Source organism: Streptomyces sp. NPDC007025, from assembly GCF_042869455.1.
Classification (GTDB): Bacteria; Actinomycetota; Actinomycetes; order Streptomycetales; family Streptomycetaceae; genus Streptomyces.
Genome location: NZ_JBIAFT010000007.1, coordinates 265,643 through 284,542 on the forward strand (window position 1 = coordinate 265,643; position 18,900 = coordinate 284,542).

General features: G+C 74.3%; 17 protein-coding genes. 10 read left to right on the forward strand and 7 right to left on the reverse strand.

Annotated features, from left to right (window positions below; all coding sequences use genetic code 11):
• Positions 1–26: 26 nt before the first annotated feature.
• Together ACFYMO_RS16165 and ACFYMO_RS16170 are read left to right on the forward strand one after the other, a co-directional pair.
• Positions 27–872: a PHP domain-containing protein gene (locus tag ACFYMO_RS16165; protein ID WP_366773952.1), complete on the forward strand. Its 846-nt coding sequence runs from the start codon at positions 27–29 to the stop codon at positions 870–872.
• Between the two features lie 190 nt (positions 873–1,062).
• Positions 1,063–1,671: a MarC family protein gene (locus ACFYMO_RS16170; protein WP_019354409.1), complete on the forward strand. Its 609-nt coding sequence runs from the start codon at positions 1,063–1,065 to the stop codon at positions 1,669–1,671.
• Here ACFYMO_RS16170 and ACFYMO_RS16175 read toward each other — a convergent pair.
• Together ACFYMO_RS16175 and ACFYMO_RS16180 are read right to left on the reverse strand one after the other, a co-directional pair.
• Positions 1,652–2,554 carry an alpha/beta hydrolase gene (locus ACFYMO_RS16175; protein ID WP_366773922.1) on the reverse strand — a complete coding sequence of 301 codons (903 nt, stop codon included), beginning with the start codon at positions 2,552–2,554 and terminating at the stop codon, positions 1,652–1,654. The two genes, ACFYMO_RS16170 and ACFYMO_RS16175, sit on opposite strands and share 20 nt — an antisense overlap.
• Positions 2,555–2,645: 91 nt before the next feature.
• The gene (locus ACFYMO_RS16180; RefSeq protein ID WP_366773923.1) at positions 2,646–4,235 is read right to left on the reverse strand and encodes a DEAD/DEAH box helicase; all 1,590 of its coding nucleotides are present in this window, start codon (positions 4,233–4,235) and stop codon (positions 2,646–2,648) included.
• 528 nt (positions 4,236–4,763) lie between these two features.
• Between ACFYMO_RS16180 and ACFYMO_RS16185 the strand changes: the two genes are divergently transcribed.
• Complete coding sequence (locus ACFYMO_RS16185; RefSeq protein ID WP_388546887.1) at positions 4,764–5,537, forward strand: ferritin-like fold-containing protein; 774 nt, start codon at positions 4,764–4,766, stop codon at positions 5,535–5,537.
• Here ACFYMO_RS16185 and ACFYMO_RS16190 read toward each other — a convergent pair.
• The 4 genes from ACFYMO_RS16190 to ACFYMO_RS16205 all read right to left on the reverse strand — a co-directional run bounded on the left by ACFYMO_RS16190 (position 5,488) and on the right by ACFYMO_RS16205 (position 7,531).
• Positions 5,488–5,865 (reverse strand): hypothetical protein, encoded by a 378-nt coding sequence (locus ACFYMO_RS16190; protein WP_366773925.1) that lies wholly within the window; start codon positions 5,863–5,865, stop codon positions 5,488–5,490. The two genes, ACFYMO_RS16185 and ACFYMO_RS16190, sit on opposite strands and share 50 nt — an antisense overlap.
• Positions 5,866–6,054: 189 nt before the next feature.
• Positions 6,055–6,282 (reverse strand): DUF3107 domain-containing protein, encoded by a 228-nt coding sequence (locus ACFYMO_RS16195; protein ID WP_019354404.1) that lies wholly within the window; start codon positions 6,280–6,282, stop codon positions 6,055–6,057.
• Positions 6,283–6,439: 157 nt separating this feature from the next.
• The gene (locus ACFYMO_RS16200; protein ID WP_366773926.1) at positions 6,440–7,063 is read right to left on the reverse strand and encodes a TetR/AcrR family transcriptional regulator; all 624 of its coding nucleotides are present in this window, start codon (positions 7,061–7,063) and stop codon (positions 6,440–6,442) included.
• Positions 7,064–7,288: 225 nt separating this feature from the next.
• Entirely contained in the window at positions 7,289–7,531 is a 243-nt protein-coding gene (locus ACFYMO_RS16205; protein ID WP_366773927.1) for a hypothetical protein, read from the reverse strand.
• A gap of 233 nt (positions 7,532–7,764) precedes the next feature.
• Here ACFYMO_RS16205 and ACFYMO_RS16210 point away from each other — a divergent pair, with 233 nt between their 5' ends.
• The 7 genes from ACFYMO_RS16210 (at position 7,765) to moeZ (ending at position 17,138) form a co-directional block, all read left to right on the forward strand.
• On the forward strand, positions 7,765–8,814 hold the full coding sequence (locus tag ACFYMO_RS16210) for an alpha/beta hydrolase (protein ID WP_366773928.1): 1,050 nt from the start codon (positions 7,765–7,767) through the stop codon (positions 8,812–8,814).
• Positions 8,814–10,259 (forward strand): DUF3152 domain-containing protein, encoded by a 1,446-nt coding sequence (locus tag ACFYMO_RS16215; protein WP_388546891.1) that lies wholly within the window; start codon positions 8,814–8,816, stop codon positions 10,257–10,259. Before ACFYMO_RS16210 ends, ACFYMO_RS16215 begins: the two co-directional genes overlap by 1 nt.
• A gap of 236 nt (positions 10,260–10,495) precedes the next feature.
• Positions 10,496–12,613 carry a DUF3492 domain-containing protein gene (locus tag ACFYMO_RS16220; RefSeq protein ID WP_366773930.1) on the forward strand — a complete coding sequence of 706 codons (2,118 nt, stop codon included), beginning with the start codon at positions 10,496–10,498 and terminating at the stop codon, positions 12,611–12,613.
• Positions 12,610–13,845 (forward strand): hypothetical protein, encoded by a 1,236-nt coding sequence (locus ACFYMO_RS16225; protein WP_388546894.1) that lies wholly within the window; start codon positions 12,610–12,612, stop codon positions 13,843–13,845. Before ACFYMO_RS16220 ends, ACFYMO_RS16225 begins: the two co-directional genes overlap by 4 nt.
• A gap of 181 nt (positions 13,846–14,026) precedes the next feature.
• Positions 14,027–15,049: an NAD-dependent epimerase/dehydratase family protein gene (locus tag ACFYMO_RS16230; protein WP_366773932.1), complete on the forward strand. Its 1,023-nt coding sequence runs from the start codon at positions 14,027–14,029 to the stop codon at positions 15,047–15,049.
• Positions 15,037–15,873, forward strand: a complete 837-nt coding sequence (locus ACFYMO_RS16235) for a phage tail protein (protein ID WP_388546897.1) — start codon at positions 15,037–15,039, stop codon at positions 15,871–15,873. Before ACFYMO_RS16230 ends, ACFYMO_RS16235 begins: the two co-directional genes overlap by 13 nt.
• 86 nt (positions 15,874–15,959) lie before the next feature.
• Positions 15,960–17,138, forward strand: a complete 1,179-nt coding sequence (gene moeZ / locus ACFYMO_RS16240; protein WP_019354395.1) for an adenylyltransferase/sulfurtransferase MoeZ — start codon at positions 15,960–15,962, stop codon at positions 17,136–17,138.
• Between the two features lie 64 nt (positions 17,139–17,202).
• On the opposite strand, the gene ACFYMO_RS16245 is transcribed toward moeZ, so the two are convergent.
• Positions 17,203–18,870 (reverse strand): alpha/beta hydrolase, encoded by a 1,668-nt coding sequence (locus tag ACFYMO_RS16245; protein WP_366773934.1) that lies wholly within the window; start codon positions 18,868–18,870, stop codon positions 17,203–17,205.
• Positions 18,871–18,900 lie beyond the last annotated feature (30 nt).

Here is an 18,900-nt window from a genome sequence, read left to right on the forward strand (position 1 = left end):
CCGTCCAGCCATCGGAGCCCGTCGAAGTGCGCATCGACCTGCACGCCCACTCCACCGCTTCGGACGGCACCGACACCCCCGCCGAGCTGGTGCGCAACGCCGCGGCCGCCGGGCTGGACGTGGTGGCGCTCACCGACCACGACACGGTCGCCGGGCACGACGAGGCCGCCGCCGCGCTGCCCGCCGGGCTCACCCTCGTGACCGGCGCCGAACTCTCCTGCCGGCTCGACGGCGTCGGTATCCACATGCTCGGCTACCTCTTCGATCCGGCCGAGCCCGCACTCGCCCGCGAGCGCGAACTCGTCCGCGACGACCGGGTGCCGCGGGCCCGGGCCATGGTGGCCAAGCTGCGCGAGCTGGGCGTGCCCGTCACCTGGGAGCAGGTGAGCCGGATCGCGGGGGACGGCTCGGTCGGCCGCCCGCACATCGCCGCCGCCATGGTGGAGCAGGGCGTCGTCGAGACCGTCTCCGACGCCTTCACCGCGGAGTGGCTCGCCGACGACGGGCGGGCCTACGCGAGCAAGCACGAACTGGACCCGTTCGAGGCGCTGCGGCTCATCAAGGCCGCCGGAGGGGTCGCCGTGCTCGCCCACCCGCTGGCCGGGAAGCGGGGCCGCTGCGTCCCGGAGAGCGCGCTCGCCGACCTGGCGGAGGCCGGACTCGACGGACTCGAAGCCGACCACGCGGACCACGACCCCGACACCCGCAAGCGGGTGCACGCCCTCGCCGCCGATCTCGGGCTGCTGGCCACCGGCTCCAGTGACTACCACGGCACCCGCAAACCCCTCCGGCTCGGAGAGTTCACCACCGAGCCCGACGTCTACGCCGAGATCGCCGCCCGCGGCTCAGGCGCGACGCCCGTCACGGGCTGAGGAGCACCGGAACGCCCTGCCCGCCCGGCCCGCCCTCGCGAGAGGGTTCCGGGCCGCTGCGCGCGCCCATCGCGCCCAGCGCGGCTCCTCCGGGGCACGCCGCACCGCCGCGCGCCCGCTTCTCCGTCCCTGTACCCCCTTCTTCCCCCGTTCTTTCACCCGCTCTCCTCAGCAAGGCGCAGGCACCACCGTGTTCGATTTCGCTCTCTTCGGCTCCGTCTTCCTCACCCTCTTCGTCATCATGGACCCGCCCGGCATCACCCCCATCTTCCTCGGGCTGACCTCCGGCCGGCCGGCGAAGGTCCAGCGCCGGATGGCCTGGCAGGCGGCCTCCGTCGCCTTCGGAGTGATCACCCTGTTCGGGATCTGCGGCAAGCAGATCCTCGACTACGTGCACGTCTCCATCCCGGCGCTGATGGTCGCGGGCGGGCTGCTGCTGCTCCTCGTCGCCCTCGACCTGCTGACCGGCAAGTCCGACGAGCCCACCCAGACCAAGGACGTCAACGTGGCGCTCGTCCCGCTCGGCATGCCGCTGCTGGCGGGACCGGGCGCGATCGTCTCCGTCATCCTGGCGGTGCAGCACGCGGACGGCTGGGGCGGACAGCTCTCCGTCTGGGCGGCGATCGTGGCCATGCACCTGGTGCTGGGACTCGCGATGCGCTATTCGCTGCTGATCATCCGGGTCATCAAGGACGGCGGAGTCGTCCTCGTCACCCGGCTGTCCGGCATGCTGCTCTCTGCCATCGCCGTCCAGCAGATCGCCGGCGGCATCACCCAGTTCATCGAGGGGAAGGGCTGAGCCAGAAACCGGCGAGGGCCCGCGCGGTCTCCGTGGGCCGCTCCGCGTTGGGGGAGTGGCCGGTACCCGCGATCACCGAGCGGCGGGCTCCCAGCCGCTCGGCCATCCCGTCCAGCAGCGGCACCGGCCAGGCGTCGTCCACCGCGCCGGAGACGACATGGAACGGCAGCCTCAGCGCCGCCAGTTCGCCCACCCGGTCCGGCTCGGTGAGCAACTGCTCCCCGGTGGCCGCGAGCTGCGCGGGCACGTGGGCCAGCCAGCGGCGCCGCAGGAACTCCTCCAGCGCCACCGAGGTCTCCGCCACCTCCCGCTGCGAGTACGGCGCCTCACCGGCGGAGCCGACCGACTGGTCGAGCTCTCGCATGACCTCCCAGATCGCCGCCATGCTCATCGTCCCCAGCGCGCTCAGCAGCATCCGCACCCGCTCCTGCTGCGCGGCCGCGACGGCGCCCGGGCCGCTGCTCAGCAGCGTCAGCGAGGCGAAGGGAGCCGCATCCCGCAGCACAGCGGCGCGCGCGATCAGACCGCCCAGGGAATGCCCGAGCAGATGCACGGCCCCGGGCCCCCCGCGGCCGAGCACCGCCGCGACCGCGTGCACGTCCCGGGCCAGCTCGGACTGCGCGTAGGCGGCCGCCTCCCGGGGGCCGCCCGTCTCGTACTGCCCCCGGCCGTCGACCGCGACGGCCCGGAACCCCGCCCGCGCCAGCGGCTCCAGCAGCCCGATGAAGTCCTCCTTGCTGCCCGTGAACCCCGGCAGCAACAGCACGGCGGGACCCGGACGGCTCGCATCCGCGGTGTCGTGCACCGCGAACTCCCCGCGTGCGGTGGCCATCCGGTACGCCCGCACACCGGACGGGAGCGCGAGGAAGGGGGGCTTGCTCATGCCAGGACGCTACCCGCGGGAGTGCCCGGGACAGCAAGCGGCCCGGTGTCCCGCAGCGGGACGCCGGGCCGTGCACTCCTCGCCGAGGGCGTCAGCCCTCCGCGGACTGCTGCGCCGCGGAGCCGGAGCGGCTCGCGGAGCCGGAGCGGGTCCGACGACGGCGCGGCTTGCGGGGGGTCTCCTCCGTGCCGGCCGCGGTCCGGCCCGCCTCGCCGCCCTCCTTGGCGGCGGAAGCCTGCGCTCCCGCCTCCCCGGCGGTCGAGCGGGTACGCCGGCGGCGGCGCGGCTTATGTGCCGCCCCGCCCTCGGCGGAGGCTGCGGCGCCGTCCGCCGCGGGCTCCGACCCGGCGGGAGCGGCGTCCTGGCCGGAGCCGGACTCACCGGTCCGCAGCGCGCCGCGGGTGCGCCTGCGCTGGCGCGGCTTGCGCTCCGGACGCGTGCGCTCGGTGCTGCCGCCGGACCGGCCGGAGCGGCCCTGTGCACGCCCGCCGGGCTCGCCCAGGTCCTCGATCTCCTCGGCGGCGAGCCCCGCCCGGGTGCGCTCGCCACGCGGCAGGATGCCCTTGGCCCCGGCGGGGATCTTCAGCGCCTCGTACAGGTGCGGCGAGGTGGAGTAGGTCTCCTCCGGGTCGTTGAAGTCCAGGTCCAGCGCCTTGTTGATCAGCTGCCAGCGCGGGATGTCGTCCCAGTCGCACAGCGTGACCGCGGTGCCGTACGCGCCCGCGCGGCCGGTGCGGCCGATGCGGTGCAGATAGGTCTTCTCGTCCTCGGGCGTCTGGTAGTTGATCACGTGGGTGACGTTGTCGACGTCGATACCGCGGGCGGCGACATCCGTGCACACCAGCACATCGACCTTGCCGTTGCGGAACGCGCGCAGTGCCTGCTCGCGGGCGCCCTGCCCCAGGTCGCCGTGGACCGCGCCGGCCGCGAAGCCGCGCCGCGAGAGCTGCTCGGCGACGTCGGCCGCCGTGCGCTTCGTGCGGCAGAAGACCATCGCCAGCTCGCGGCCCTCGGCCTGCAGGATCCGGGCGACCATCTCCTGCTTGTCCATGGAGTGGGCGCGGAAGATGTGCTGTGTGGTGTTCGCCACCGTCTGGCCCTCGTCGTCCGGCGCGGTGGCGCGGATGTGCGTGGGCTGGCTCATGTAGCGCCGGGCGAGCGAGATGACCTGGCCGGGCATGGTCGCCGAGAAGAGCATCGTCTGGCGCCGGGCCGGCAGCATCTCGATGATCTTCTCGACGTCGGGGAGGAAGCCCAGGTCGAGCATCTCGTCGGCCTCGTCCAGGACGAGGGCCCGGATCTCCGAGAGCCGGAGCTTCTTCTGGCCGGCCAGGTCCAGCAGCCGCCCGGGGGTGCCGACGACCACGTCGACACCCTTCTTCAGGGCCTCGACCTGGGGTTCGTAGGCGCGCCCGCCGTAGATCGACAGGACCCGGACGTTGCGCACCTTGCCGGCGGTGAGCAGGTCGTTGGTCACCTGCTGGCACAGCTCGCGGGTGGGCACGACGACGAGCGCCTGCGGGGCCTCGGAGAGCTCCTCGGGCCGGGCGCGGCCCAGCTCGACATCGGCGGGAACGGTGACCGACTCCAGCAGCGGCAGCCCGAAGCCGAGCGTCTTGCCGGTACCGGTCTTGGCCTGGCCGATGACGTCGGTGCCGGCGAGGGCCACCGGGAGCGTCATCTCCTGGATCGGGAAGGGGGATGTGATGCCGACGGCTTCGAGGGCCTCGGCGGTCTCGGGGAGGATCCCGAGATCTCTGAACGTCGTGGACAGGATGCTTGCCTCTTCTGTGTGACGCGCGAGTACGGCTGCGGCGTCCGGCCGACCCAGTCCTCTGGGTGTGCCGACGGAGCGAGGAGAGGATCTACCGCGACTCGGCGGCCGTCGTTGCGGCCCGCCGAGCGGTGCGGGACCACTGTCTCCCGCTCAAGCGCCTCACTCGCGCGAGCGGTCCCTCTCAGTGCGGCCCACAGGAGCGGACCGACGGAAGGCTGTCGGGTCGGAGCCGATCGGGCCACCGACCGGGCATCCGCATTTCATGCATGCAGCGAGTCCACGCCATCCGGTGGACCCAATATCACTGTACCCCGGATCCGCGCATCTGTACCGGGGCAATCGTTGTGTACGAGTTCACCTGGGCTCTCGTGGGGCCGATGGGGGGCCGGACGGGTCCGTCCCGGCCTGTCGTCGCGGGCTATCGTGCGAGGTATGGAGACGCCTGACAAGACCGCCGCCGAAGCCGGGGCCGCCGAGCCCGAAGCCGCCGGAACCGAGCCCGCCCCCGCCGCCACCATCGCCACCCAGAGCTGGGAGCAGGCGTCGGCGGACCCGACCTATCGCGCCGCGGTCGTCGATCTGCTGGGAGCGCTGGCCTACGGGGAGCTGGCGGCCTTCGAGCGGCTCGCCGAGGACGCCAAGCTGGCGCCGTCGCTCGCGGACAAGGCCGAGCTGGCCTCGATGGCGTCGGCCGAGTTCCACCACTTCGGGAAACTGCGCGAGCGGCTGGCCCGCATCGACGAGGACCCCACCGCCGCCATGGAGCCGTTCGCCGCCGCGCTGGACGAGTTCCACCGGCTCACCGCGCCCTCCGACTGGCTGGAGGGGCTGATCAAGGCGTACGTCGGCGATTCCATCGCCTCCGACTTCTACCGCGAGGTCGCCACCCGGCTCGACGCCGACACCCGCGCCCTGGTACTGAGCGTGCTGGACGACACGGGGCACTCCAGCTTCGCCGTGGAGAAGGTCCGTGCCGCCATCGAGGCCGAACCCCGGGTGGGCGGCCGGCTCGCGCTGTGGGCGCGGCGGCTGATGGGGGAGGCGCTCTCCCAGGCGCAGCGGGTGGTCGCCGACCGGGACGCGCTCTCCACCATGCTGGTCGGCGGCCTCGCCGACGGCTTCGACCTCGCGGAGGTCGGCAAGATGTTCTCCCGGATCACCGAGGCCCATACGAAGCGGATGGCAGCGCTGGGGCTTGCTGCCTGAAGTCGGCCGACTGCCCGAACCCGGCGCTCGCGCCCGCGGGTGCCGGGGCGGTGCGCAGCGCGTCCTGGCGCCACTGCCGGCGCCCGGGCGACTCGTCCCGCAGCAGCAGGGACAGCAGGGCCGCGCTGAAGCCCAGTGCGAGGCACCACACCACCGCCAGATGGCCGGAGCCGAGCACGGTGCGGCTGATGAGACCGCCGGCCAGAGCGGCGACGGGGCCCGTCGCGAGCACCAGCCGCCGGTCGGGAAGCCGCTGGGGGAACCGCCTGGTCGCGGCGAGCGCGAGGGCGCCTCCCAGGGCTGCGGAGCCGAGAGCCTCCCAGATCATGAGGACCTCCTCGGGTGGGGCCGGTCAGGGGACCGCGCCGTGGCCGACCGCGGTCGCTCCGGTCCTCCCCCGGGGCACGGACGCTGAAACGGCGGTCGCGGGAGGAATCCCGCGACCGCCGTCAGCTGCGTACATCTGTGCGTCTTTGCCGCGTGCGCGTCCTACCGTGCGCCCGGGGGCGCCGCCCGGTCAGATCGCGCCGAAGCCCACCTTGCGGCCCGACGCCTCACCGATCTCGACGTAGGCGATGCGCTCCGCCGGGACGAGGATCTTCCGGCCGTGCTCGTCCTCCAGGCCGAGCAGCCCGGAGCCCTTCTCCAGTGCCGCCGCCACCGCGCTCTCGACCTCGTCAGGAGTCTGCTTGCTCTCCATGACGATCTCGCGAGGCGCGTACTGCACGCCGATCTTGACCTCCACGGCTATGTCCCTCCGACGGTCCTGGTATCCCGTGGCCTCGCCCGGGATGCGATGCGCGGCGAACCGCGCCGTACGGAGCAACCCTAGCTCTCAGCAGGGAAGCGGAGGGCGCGCGGTCGCACGCCGGCAGCGAACAACCGCCCTCCGCCGCGCCCCCTCACTGCATCGGGAAGCCCGCGATGCCCCGCCAGGAAAGCGAGGAGATCAGCTTCGCCGCGGCGTCCCGCGGGATCTGCTGCCCCGCGCTCAGCCAGTAGCGCGCGGTGATCTGGGCCATCCCGCACAGTCCCACGGCCAGCAGCATCGCCTGCTCCGAGGGCAGCTTGGTGTCCTCGGAGATGACCTCGCTGACCGCCTCGGCGCAGTCCAGGCTCACCTTGTCCACGCGCTCGCGGACCGCGGGCTCGTTGGTCAGGTCGGACTCGAAGACCAGCCGGAAGGCACCGCCCTCGTTCTCCACGAAGGCGAAGTAGGCGTCCATCGTCGCCGCGACCCGCTGCTTGTTGTCCGTGGTGGACTCCAGTGCCGCGCGCACCGCCTGGAGCAGCGCCTCGCAGTGCTGGTCCAGGAGCGCGAGGTACAGGTCGAGCTTTCCCGGGAAATGCTGGTAGAGCACCGGTTTGCTGACCCCGGCACGGTCGGCGATGTCGTCCATCGCTGCCGCGTGGTAGCCCTGCGCGACGAAGACCTCCTGAGCTGCGCCCAGTAGCTGGTTACGTCGCGCCCGGCGCGGCAGACGCGTACCGCGCGGGCGCGCCTCGGTCTGCTCGATGGCTGTCACGCCGCCTCCCTGAAGTTCCTGAGCGCGAGCTGCGCTGCGCCGCCATCGTACTTTTCGGTAACGGGGGTGAAAGGTTCCCGGCCCACGAATTTTCGCTCCGGTGTTCCGGACCTTCCCTCCGGCGCCACCCGCCGACGGCGCTCCGGCGGCTCTCGTCATCTTCCACTTGTCAGTCTGCGCTTCCGGTGGCCTGGACCGGTACTCGTCCGTCGCACCGGTGCTCCGCTACCGGTACTCGTCCTCGTTCAGCTCCACCACGCGGGCCTGCTCCGCCGCGTCCGCCGCGTTCACCTCGTCGGAGCCGCGGCCGGTCAGCGGGTCGTCGCGGTCCGCCAGCAGAGCGGTGCGCTGCTCCGCGGTGTCGGCCTCGGGGGCCTCCGGGCTTTCCGCTTCCTCCGGCTCCTCCTCGTAGTCGTCGCGGTCCTCGTGGACGTCGAAGGTCTCCGGGTCGGTCGGATCGACTGCCATGCCGGCCTTCCTTTCCAGGCGGGGCCCGACGGGGCGGGCCCTTCTTACGAGACTAGGAGCGGGTCACCGGGGGCGCACGGTGCATGCCTCCCGCATTCCCGCGGGTGCTCCCGGATCCGTTCCGGGCGCTGCCGCGGTCGGCGGAAGCCCGTGCTCCCCCGTACAACCAGTGTGCTTCTTCTTGTGACGGTGAACACGTGAGGGGGAGTGTGATCGTCTCGTAACATTGCTCCATGTCCTCGACCGAGCAGCCGGGAGCCCCCGCCTCCACGGCCCGCAGTGCTGCCCCGAACCCCTCGCGGTCCCGCGTCGGGGAGCGGGAGACGCTGCGGACCCTCTCCCTGCCCGGGCTGACGCTGGCCGTACGGGGACGGCACGAGGACGCGGCGGACGCCGCCGCGGACACCCGGCCGACCGCGCTGTACGTGCACGGACTGGGCGGCTCCTCGCTCAACTGGTCCGCGCTGATGGCCGAGCTCGCGCCCGACGTGCGCGGCGAGGCCCTCGACCTGCCCGGCTTCGGCGACTCCCCGCCGCCGGACAGCGGCGACTACTCGGTCTCCGGGCACGCGCGTGCCGTCATCCGGTACCTGGACGCCGGCGCGCGTGCCCCCGTGCATCTGCTGGGCAACTCGCTCGGCGGCGCAGTGGCGATCCGGGTGGCCGCCGTGCGCCCCGATCTGGTGCGGACGCTGACGCTCGTCTCGCCCGCGCTGCCGGAGATCCCTCCGCAGCGCACCGCCTGGCCGACGGCGCTGCTGGCGGTGCCCGGGATCGCCACCCTGTTCGACCGGCTGACCAGGGACTGGTCAGCCGAGCGCCGCACCGGCGGTGTGCTCGGGCTCTGCTACGGCGATCCGGCACGGGTCTCGGCCGAGGAATTCGCCGCGGCCTCCCAGGAGTACGCGCGCAGACTGCAACTGCCCTACTTCTGGGACGCCATGGTCCGCTCGACCAGGGGCATCGTCGACGCGTACACGCTGGGCGGGCAGCACGCGCTGTGGCGGCAGGCCGAGCGGGTGCTGGCACCCACGCTTCTGGTCTACGGTGGGCGCGACCAACTGGTCGCCTTCCGGGTGGCGCGGCGTGCCTCGGCCGCTTTCCGCGACTCCCGGCTGCTCGCCCTCCCGGAAGCGGGCCACGTCGCCATGATGGAGTACCCCGAGATCGTCGCGGGCGCGGTCCGCGACCTGCTCCAGGAGGCGGGCGGGGCGACACAGCGGCTGAACAACTTCTCCGCCGGTGCCCTCACCCAGGCCCCGGCAACCCCGGAAGGTGACTAGTGGGACGCCATAGCCGCAAGGGCAAGGCCGGTTTCGGGCGCAGAGAGGAGCGCGCCCGGATATCCGAGCGCCCCGGCCCGGGCCCCGACGCCGCAGCCCGGCCCCGCCCCGGTGACGCCCCGGGCGGGACCGGCGGCTCCGGCGTGCCCGAACCCGGCGTCCGCGTCCCCGGCGCAGCTGGCAGGCCGTCACCTTCCGTACCGCCGGGGGGCGGTGGCCGACCGGCAGGCCCCGGTCCGCAGGGCACCCCCGCGCACGGCGTGCCCGCGTACGCGGAGGGGCAGGCCGCCCGCGGCGGCCATCCGCAGCACCCGGAGAGCGCGCCGGCGCCGCCGCGCAGGGGCGGCCGGGGCGCCGCTCCCGTCGGGAGCGCGGGCCGTGCGGCGCCCGGCGGCCAGCGGTCCGGCGGGCCGCGGCAGGAGTATCTGGACGCTTTCGACAAGGGCGCCTTCGCCTCGGAAGCGCCCGGCGCGGCCCGGACCGGCGGACGCCGGCCGGACGCCGCCGCTGCGCCCGGCGGGGCGCAGTCGCCCGACGCCGCGGCCGGTCGTGCCGGGAGCGGTGCGCGTCCGGAGCCGCCGGAGCCCGAGCCCGAGCCGGAGCCCGCGCCGCTGACCAGGAAGCCGACCAGCCGCGCCCGTACGGCCACCGGGATCGTCGCCGCGGCCGTCACGACGGTGCTGGCCTTCATCGTGGCCGCGCAGGTGGCCGGCGGCGAGCACAGCAGCGGGGACTCCGGGCGCGGGCTGAAGACGGGGGAGCGGGCGCCCGACGATCCGGACGGCGCCTCCGGTCCCGAGCGTGCCGACCGCGGCGCGCGTCCCACCCCCGGCAGCTCACCCGCCTCCTACGGCGAGAAGATGGCCCGGCAGTACCCGCTGGCCGACGACCTGGAGGGTTCGGGCAAGTTCAGTGCCGTGCCCGGCCACCAGAAGGGACCGGGCAAGGGCGAGGTGGTGCGCTACCGCGTCGAGGTGGAGGGCGGGGTGCCGCTGGACGGCGAGCTGTTCGCGCGGGCGGTGCACAAGACCCTCAACGACGAGCGGAGCTGGGCGCACGACGGCAAGCGCAGCTTCGAGCGGGTCTCCTCCGGCAAGGCGCGGTTCGTGATCACGCTGGCCAGTCCGCGCACCACCGATGTGTGGTGTGCCAAGTCCGGGCTGGACACCAGCCAGGAGAAGGTCTCCTGCGACTCGGCCGCCACCGACCGCGTCATGATCAACGCATGGCGGTGGGCACGCGGCGCCGAGACGTTCGGTCCCGACCACATGCGCGCCTACCGGGAGATGCTCATCAACCACGAGGTGGGCCACCGGTTGGGCCACGGACATGTGGGCTGTCCCGGAGACGGCAAGCCGGCGCCGGTGATGATGCAGCAGACCAAGTACCTCACCACGCAGGGCAAGACCTGCCGCATCAACGCCTGGCCGCATCCGCGCGGTTGAGCAGTGTGCGGTGAGCCCGCCCGGGCCGCCGACCGGCTGACGTTGAGCGCTGGTTAACGCACGAGTCTCCCGAAAGTCACGGGTCTTCACCCCTTCTGGTGGCGTCGCGGACAACCGTCCGCCGCGTGCCGGGGACGCCCGCATAGCGTCTGCTGCGTCTTCGACATTCCGCCGCCGCGCCCGTGCCGAGCCGCCCGGGCGCGCGGCACGCCACGAGAGGGATCGGGGGTGCGCACGTGCGCATCGCGCTGCTTACGGAGGGTGGTTACCCCTATGTGCGGGGTGAGTCCGCGCTGTGGTGCGACCGCCTGGTGCGCGGCTTGGACGGCCACGAGTTCGCGGTGTACGCCCTCAGCCGCAGCGCCCGGCAGGAGCTGACCGGCTGCCGTGAGGTGCCGCCCAACGTCGTGCGGGTGCGCACCGCACCGCTGTGGGGCCCCGAACCCGCCGCGGCGTACGCGGGCGTACGCGGGCTGACGTGGGGCTCCTACGGGCGGCGTGAGAAGCAGCGCTTCCGCGAGTGCTTCGAGGTCCTCGCCGAGGCCGTCTGCGGCACGGATCCCGACCGGCCCGGCCCCGACCGGTCCGCTGCCGGATGGACCGCGACGGCCGGTGCCCCCGGGGGCGGGATCAGCTCCGCACGCCCCCCGGCCGCCGCTCAGGCGGACCGTTTCGCCGCCGGGCTCTACGGGCTCGCCGAACTGGCGGCCGAGCGCGGCGGGCTGGCCGCCGCGCTGCGCTCCGAGAGCGCTGTGCGCATCCTGGAATCGGCCTGCCGTGCGCCCGGCGCGATGCCCGCCGCGCATGCCGCCCAGGTCTGTGACCTGCTTGCCGTCACCGACAAGCTGGAGCGCGCGCTGCGTCCGCTCTCTTTGGACTGGTACGGGCAGCGGGGAGGGGAGGCGGGGCTGTCGGAGGCCGACCTGTGCCACGCGGTCGGCGCCGGGCCCGCGGCCCTGCCCGGCCTGTGGGCCAAGCGGACGTTCGGGGTGCCGCTGCTGATCACCGAGTACGGCGTGCGGCTGCGTGAGCACTACCTGGCGAGCGCCGCCGGCGCCGTCGCCCGCGGAGTCGTGGGCGCCCCCGTACGCGCCCTGCTCGCCTCCTTCCAGCGGCGCCTGGCGCGCGAGGCGTACGCGCAGGCCCACCTGATCACCCCCGGGAACACGCACGCGCGCCGCTGGCAGGAGCGCTGCGGTGCCGACGGCGCGCGGCTGCGCACGGTCTATCCCGGTATGGACCCGGCACCCTTCGACGCCGTCGGGGAACAGGCCGCGCATCTGCCGCCGCCCGGCGGCCCCCGCTCCACCGGCGCACCCACGCTGGTATGGGTGGGCACCCCCGGCCCGGCCAAGGACCTGGACACCCTGCTGTACGCCTTCGCCCGGGTGCGCGAGACGGTGCCGACCGCCCGACTGCGCATCGTCGAGCGGGCTGATCCGCGCGGCGCCCGGACGGCGGACCGCACCCCCGGCGCTTCGGCGGACGGCGGCAGCGCCCCCGCGGAGTGCGGCGCGGACCGGCCCGGCGGGCCCCGGGAGGGCGCCGGGGGCTACCGGGCGCACTGCCGGGCGCTCGCCGGGCGGCTCTTCCCCGGGGCACCCCCGGGTGTCGAGAGCGCGGTCGCCTTCGAGGAACTGGGCGGTTCCGCCGCACCCACCCTGGCGGACGCCTACGCGCTGGGTGGCGTCGCCGTGCTCTCCAGCACGGTCGAGGGCTTCCCGGTTCCGCTGGTGGAGGCGATGTTCTGCGGCAGAGTCCCCGTCTCCACCGACGTGGGGGCCGCCCCGGAGGTGATCGGCGGCACCGGCTGCCTCGTCCCCGCGCGCGACCCACGGGCGCTGGCGGACACCTGCGTCGCGCTGCTGCGCGACCCGGCGCGCGCGGCACGGCTGGGCGCCGCCGCGCGGGCGCGGGCGCTGGAGCTGTTCACGGTGCGGCAGAACGTCGAGGCGTTCCGCGGTATCTACCGCGAGCTCGCCCAGCAGCCCGGGGACGGCCTCCGGCAGCCCGCGGCCGGGGACGCCGAGGACACCTCCGAGGACGCGGTCCCGTCCGCCCGCACTCCCGAAAGCCGCCGACTGAGGGGCCGCGCGGCGACCGTTACCCGGGTGCCCGGCGACACGGCGGCGGACACCGCGGCCGGCGGCCCGGCGGTCCCCGGTGCCGACGGGCGCCGTCCGGTCGGCCGCTCCGGCCGGCGCGCGGCCGGGGTGCGGCCCACCGGTGGCAACTCCCCCCACGTGCCGAGCTGGGCCCGGCCGGACCGCGGCCCGCGGGAGAGCGGCGGCGGGCCGCACCCCGTCGAGCGGGCCGCGGTCGGTGCCGAGCCGGGGGAGGGGAGGACCCCGTGACGACCCGTTCCGCACCCGGCGACCCGGTACGCGTCCTGCTGTACCAGCACCGCACCCTGTGCGAGCGCGCCGTCGACCCGCTGGAGATCGCCGCCGGACTGGAAGCCGACGGGATCACCGACGAGACGGTCGCCCGATGCCGCCACCGCGACATCTTCTCGCTGGCCGAGGAGCTGTACGCGCGCACTCCGTACCCTGGCGCGCGCTCCCCGCACACGGGGGAGGGCGCCCGCGGGGCGCGCACGCGCCGTGCGCCCTCGGTCGGCACCGGGCCCCCGCGCCCGCCGGGCGCCGCGCGCCGGCGACTGCTCGCAGGGTGCGCGCTGCTGGCGCTGCCGCTGCTGCCCGGCCTGCTGTGCGCGGGCACCCTCGCCTGGTGGGTGCTGCTGCGGGGCGGCCCCGCCGCGGTACGGGCCGCCCTGTGCGTCCTGGGCGCCCTCGCCGTGCCGGGCAGCGCGGTCGCGGCGCTGCGGGCCGTCCCCCGCGTCCCGCGTGCGGCCGGCGCCGCTGTGTTCCCGGCGTCTCCGGCGTTCGCCGCGCTGTGCGTCTGCTGGCTGGTGGGCTACGCGCTGTACGGCGACTGGCTGCTGGCCCAATTGCTCGGCGGCGGGCCCGACGCCTCCAGCGGCGCACCCCGGACGCCGTCGCCCGCTCTCCCGCTGGCCCTCGCGCTGGCTGTCGCGCCCGTCGTATGGGGCGCGCGCGGGTTCGCCTCGGCCGCCCGGCGCAAACTGGCTGGCAGCCGCAGCCTGGAGGACTTCACCGCCGCGGTGCGCCCGCTGCTGGTGGCGGCCGTCTGCACCGTCGCGGTGGGGCTGCCGGTGCTCCACCTGGCGGCCCGCGCGCTCACCGAGGGCCCGCTGGCCGTCGCGGCACCCGGCCCCGCTCCCGGCCTACGGACCCCCTGGCCCGCCACCGCCGCGTCCACCGGAGCCCTCGGACTGCTGTTCTTCGCCGCGCTGCTGCTGGCCGCGCACGGCTTCCTGCGGGCGGCCTCGGCCGGACTCGCCGCCGCCTGCGCCGTGGAGGCCGCGGCGCTGCTCGCCGTCCCCGTGGCGCGGCTGCCCGGCCTCGGGGCACTGGGCCGTCCTCCGGAGGCGCTGGTCGCGCACCTGGGGACGGCGGCTGTGCCGGTCGCCGCCTGCGGCTGCGCGGCACTCGTCCTGCTGGCGTACGCGGCGGTGGCGCTGGCCAACGCCTCGGCGCACCACCGGGGGGCGGCGCCGGTATGACCGCCGGGCCGCCCCCGATCCCTCTCTCCGGCACGGGCTTACGGACCCGCCCGTGCGACACCGACAAGGAGCAAGACCCGATGATCCACGCGCAGTTGGCACATCCCGGCACCCCTGGGAGGCGACCGCACCCGGGCGTGCGGCAGTGCCGGGCCCCGCACTCGTGCGAGGGGGCCGCACAATGAGGGTGCTGCTGCTGGGCGCCAGCGGATACCTGGGCCGCTTCGTCGCCGACCGCCTGCTGGCCGACCCCGCGGTGCAACTGACCGCGCTCGGCAGGAGCGACGAGGCCGACGTCCGCTTCGACCTGTCCACCGGAAGCCCCGGTGCCCTCACCCGCTTCCTGGACGCGGTCCACCCGGGCGTCGTCGTCAACTGCGCCGGTACCACCCGGGGCAACGGGCGCGAGCTGATCCGGCACAACGTGGTCGCCACGGCCGCTGTCTGCGAGTCGCTGCGCCGCAGCGGCTGCGGCGCCCGGCTGGTGCACGTGGGGTGCGCCGCCGAGTACGGGTCGGCGCAGGCCGGTTCCTCCACCGGTGAGGACGCCGTTCCGCGTCCCGGGGGGCCGTACGGGGTGAGCAAGCTGGCGGGCACCGAACTGGTGCTGGCCTCCGGGCTGGACGCCGTCGTGCTCCGGGTCTTCTCACCCATCGGGCCCGGCACCCCGGCCGGTTCGCCGCTCGGGCGGATCGCGGAGGCGATGCGGCGTGCGATGCAGCAGGGCGACAGTGAACTGAAGCTGGCCGGGCTGAGCGTGCAGCGCGACTTCGTGGACGTCCGCGACATCGCGCGGGCCGTGCACGCCGCGTCCCTGTCCGCGGCGCAGGGCATCGTCAACATCGGGACCGGCAGGGCGGTGCGGCTGCGGGACGCCGCCTCGCTGCTGGCCCGCGTCGCCGGGTACGCGGGCGCGGTGCACGACCAGGGCGGCGGCCCGGCCGGGCAGGGGCCGGGCGAGGGCCATCCGGCCGGTGCCGGACCCGGAGCGCCGGGCGGGCAGGTCGGCGGCGTCCCCGCCATCCCCGCGCAGCAGCACGGTGCGCAGCCGGCACCGCCCGCCGCCTACCCGTACCCGGACGGCTGCGGAGGCTGGCAGCAGGCCGACGTCCGCACGGCGCGCGACCGGCTCGGCTGGCGGCCCCGGATCGGTCTGGAGGAGTCGTTGGCCGACATCTGGATGGAGGCGGCGTGCCGTATCTGACCACACCTCCGGGCCGGCTCCGGGCGACCGGCGGCGGCAGCGGCGCGGCCAGCAGGCGGCCGGGGCTCGGCGTACCGGGGTGTGCGCACCCGATGCTGGCGCCCATGGAGTGGGCGGAGCTCGCCCGGCCGGGGCTCGGCGCCTGCCCCGGCCCGGACCGGGCCGCGGGTCCGCTGCACTGGGCGGTGTTGGACGTCGCCGACGGCCCGGGCGCGCGGCCCGACCCGTTCTGCGCCCCCGCGGCCGCCGCGCTGGGCTCGGCGGGCGTCGCCGTGCTCGGCCGTCTCGACATGCGGGAGGGTACGCGGACATTCGGGGAACTGGTCTCCGAAGCCCACCGGTTCCTGGACTGGTACCGGGTCGACGGCTTCTATCTCGCGCACTGCCCGGACGCTCCGGCCCTGCTGGGGCACGTCCAGCGGCTCAGCGCCACCCTGCGCGCGCTGTGCGGCGCGGCCGGCGCGCATGCCGAGAACGCCACCGGGCCCGGCGGATTCCTGGTGCTGGAGACGGGCGGCCATCCGCACCCCGACCATCTGGGGTGCGCCGACCAGCTGGTCACCTATGCCGGAAGCTGGGGAGACTACCGCTGGTCGCAGGCGGCGGAGTGGACGGCGACCTATCCGGCCGAACGGTTCTGCCATCTGGTGCACGCACTGCCGCGTACGCACCTGGAGGAGGCGCTGCGGATCGCCCGCTGGCAGGGCGCGGGCACCGTCTGCTTCACGGACCGCACCCGCGACCGGGGGCAGGACCCGTGGGCGGGGCTGCCCGGCTACTGGGACGAGATCGTCTCGTGTCTTGGACCAGGTGTCTCGGAATGAGATAGGGCGTGGCAGTGTTACGGAAGGAAAAGCTCGCCCCTCGGGCGGGTGACTTCCCGCACGTTCCACCGACCATCGGAGTCTCCGTGTCACTGCCACCCCTGGTCGAGCCAGCCGACGAGCTCACCGTCGACGAGGTCCGCAGGTACTCACGTCACCTGATCATCCCGGATGTCGGGATGGAAGGGCAGAAGCGGCTCAAGAACGCGAAGGTCCTCTGTGTGGGCGCGGGCGGCCTCGGTTCGCCGGCCCTGATGTATCTCGCGGCCGCCGGTGTCGGCACCCTCGGCATCGTCGAGTTCGACGAGGTCGACGAGTCCAACCTGCAGCGGCAGATCATCCACAGCCAGGCGGACATCGGCCGGCCCAAGGCGGAGTCGGCCAAGGACACGGTGCTCGGGATCAACCCGCACGCGCAGGTCAACCTGCACGTGGAGCGGCTCGACTCGTCGAACGTGATGGAGCTGTTCGCGCAGTACGACCTGATCGTGGACGGCACGGACAACTTCGCCACCCGCTACCTGGTCAACGACGCCTGCGTGCTGCTGAACAAGCCGTACGTGTGGGGCTCGATCTACCGCTTCGACGGCCAGGCCAGTGTGTTCTGGAGCGAGCACGGCCCCTGCTACCGCTGCCTGTACCCGGAGCCCCCGCCGCCCGGCATGGTGCCGAGCTGCGCCGAGGGCGGCGTGCTGGGGGTGCTGTGCGCCTCCGTCGGGTCGATCCAGGTGACCGAGGCCATCAAGGTGCTGGCGGGCATCGGTGACCCGCTGGTCGGCCGCCTGATGATCTACGACGCACTGGAGATGAGCTACCGCCAGGTCAAGGTCCGCAAGGACCCCGACTGCGCGGTCTGCGGACCGAACGCCACGGTCACCGAACTGATCGACTACGAGGCGTTCTGCGGTGTCGTCTCCGACGAGGCGCAGGAGGCGGCCGCGGGCTCCACCATCACCCCCAAGCAGCTCAAGGAGTGGCTGGACGAGGGTGAGAGCGTCGACGTCATCGACGTGCGGGAGCCGAACGAGTACGAGATCGTCTCGATCCCCGGCGCCCGGCTGATCCCCAAGAACGAGTTCCTGATGGGCACCGCGCTGCAGGACCTGCCGCAGGACAAGAAGATCGTCCTGCATTGCAAGACGGGTGTCCGCTCCGCGGAAGTCCTGGCGGTGCTCAAGAACGCGGGATTCTCCGATGCCGTGCACGTCGGCGGCGGCGTCATCGGCTGGGTCAACCAGATCGAACCGGACAAGCCCGTCTACTAGAACTGTCGGGACACACCAGGGGCGCACGGCGGACACCCACCGTGTGCCCCTGATCGTGCCCACGTCAGGTGCAGTCGGTGCCGTTCCGCGGCACCCGGCCGCGCAGCAGATAGCCGTCGACCGCCTTGCGCACGCAGGAGTTCCGGCTGTCGTACGCGCCGTGCCCCTCACCGCGGTAGGTGACCTCCACCCCGACGCCGTCGCCCAGCTCCCGCTGCATCGCCCGCGTCCCCCCGTACGGGGTGGCGGGGTCCCCGGTCGTGCCGACCAGGAGGATCGGGTCCGACCCGGCGGCGCTCACCGGAGGCGTCCGCCACCTGCCGTGCACCGGCCAGTCGTGGCAGGAGGCCAGCCCCCACGCGGACATCGGCCCGAAGACCGGGGACGCCTCGGCGAAGTCCGGCAGCCTGTTCCTGATCGCTCCTGTCCCGTATCGCTGCTCGTTGTCCGCGCAGCTGATCGCCGTCAGCGACGACTGCAGCGTGCTGTAGGTGCCGTCCTGGTTGCGTCCGTTGAGCGCGTCCGCCAACAGCAGCAGCGTGGAGCCGTTGCTGTCCGCCACCGCCTCCTCCAGCCCCTGGGTGAGCAGATCCCAGGTCTCCTCGGAGTACAGCGCCTGCGCGATCCCGCCCTCGGCCAGCGACTCGGTCAGCTTGCGGCCGCTGTCGGTGGGCATCGGCTCGGCGTCCAGGTCGGCCAGCAGCTCGGTGATCCGCTCCCTCCCCTCCGCGGGGTCGTTGCCGACCGGGCATTCCTCCTCGCCCGACGTGCAGCGGTCCAGGTAGTTGTCGAGCGCCTGCTGGAAGCCGCCGGCCTGGCTCAGCGAGCCCTGCGCCGGGTTCGAGGCGGGATCGACCACCGCGTCGAAGACGGCGCGGCCCACCCGCTCCGGATACAGGTGCGCGTAGACGCCGCCCAGTTCGGTGCCGTAGGAGATGCCGAAGTAGTGCAGCTTCCGGTCGCCGAGGACCTGCCGCATCAGGTCCATGTCGCGGGCCGTGTTCTCGGTCGTCAGATGCGGCAGCAGGTCCCCGGCCCGCTTCTCGCAGCCGTCGGCGAAGGACTCCTGCCGGGCGAAGAGGCTGCGCTCCTCCGCGTCGGTGTCGGGCGTCCAGTCGGCGGCGAAGTAGGAGTCCAGCCGCTCGTCGCTCAGACAGCGCACCCCCTCGCTGCGGCCCACCCCGCGCGGGTCGAAGCTGACCAGGTCGTAGCGGCCGCGCAGGGTCTCGTACTCGTCCGCGAAGGCGGGCAGCGCGGCGACCCCGGAGCCGCCCGGGCCGCCGAAGTTGAACACCAGCGAGCCGATCCGCCTGCCGCCGCCCGGGCGCTCCGCGGCGCGGATCATCTCGATGCCCAGCGTCCTGCCCGCGGGCTCGCTGTAGTCCAGGGGCACCTTCAGCTTCGCGCACTCCCACCGGTCGCCTCCCGGCAACGGCGCAGGCGAGCCGGTGTCGGTGCCCTGCGCGGCGTTCGGCGCCGGACACGGCGACCAGCGCGGCTGCTGCCGGGTGAGCGCGTCGGGGAGCGGCTGCCCCGCCGAGGTGCTCCCGGAGGGCGCGGGGGAGTCCAAGGCAGCCTCGTCGGCGGCCGAACTCCGGCCGCTCGGCCTGGCCTCGGTCTTCCGGGCACGGTCCGGTTCCTCGCTGCCGCAGCCGCTGGTCACGACGGCGGTCACCAGCAGCGCTGCCGCGAGCGCGGCGACGGGCCGCCGCGGGGAGCGGGCATGGCGCATGGGGACGTCCTCCCGACAGGGGGTGGGACG

Coding starts and splice junctions, on each gene's coding strand:
- ACFYMO_RS16180 (WP_366773923.1), bottom strand. CDS start 4,235: ATGACGCTCCCGGTGGCCCTCGCCGGCACCGACGTCATCGGCCAGGCC.
- ACFYMO_RS16190 (WP_366773925.1), bottom strand. CDS start 5,865: ATGATCTGGGAGGCTCTCGGCTCCGCAGCCCTGGGAGGCGCCCTCGCG.
- ACFYMO_RS16230 (WP_366773932.1), top strand. CDS start 14,027: ATGAGGGTGCTGCTGCTGGGCGCCAGCGGATACCTGGGCCGCTTCGTC.
- ACFYMO_RS16210 (WP_366773928.1), top strand. CDS start 7,765: ATGTCCTCGACCGAGCAGCCGGGAGCCCCCGCCTCCACGGCCCGCAGT.
- ACFYMO_RS16245 (WP_366773934.1), bottom strand. CDS start 18,870: ATGCGCCATGCCCGCTCCCCGCGGCGGCCCGTCGCCGCGCTCGCGGCA.
- ACFYMO_RS16175 (WP_366773922.1), bottom strand. CDS start 2,554: ATGAGCAAGCCCCCCTTCCTCGCGCTCCCGTCCGGTGTGCGGGCGTAC.
- ACFYMO_RS16185 (WP_388546887.1), top strand. CDS start 4,764: ATGGAGACGCCTGACAAGACCGCCGCCGAAGCCGGGGCCGCCGAGCCC.
- ACFYMO_RS16205 (WP_366773927.1), bottom strand. CDS start 7,531: ATGGCAGTCGATCCGACCGACCCGGAGACCTTCGACGTCCACGAGGAC.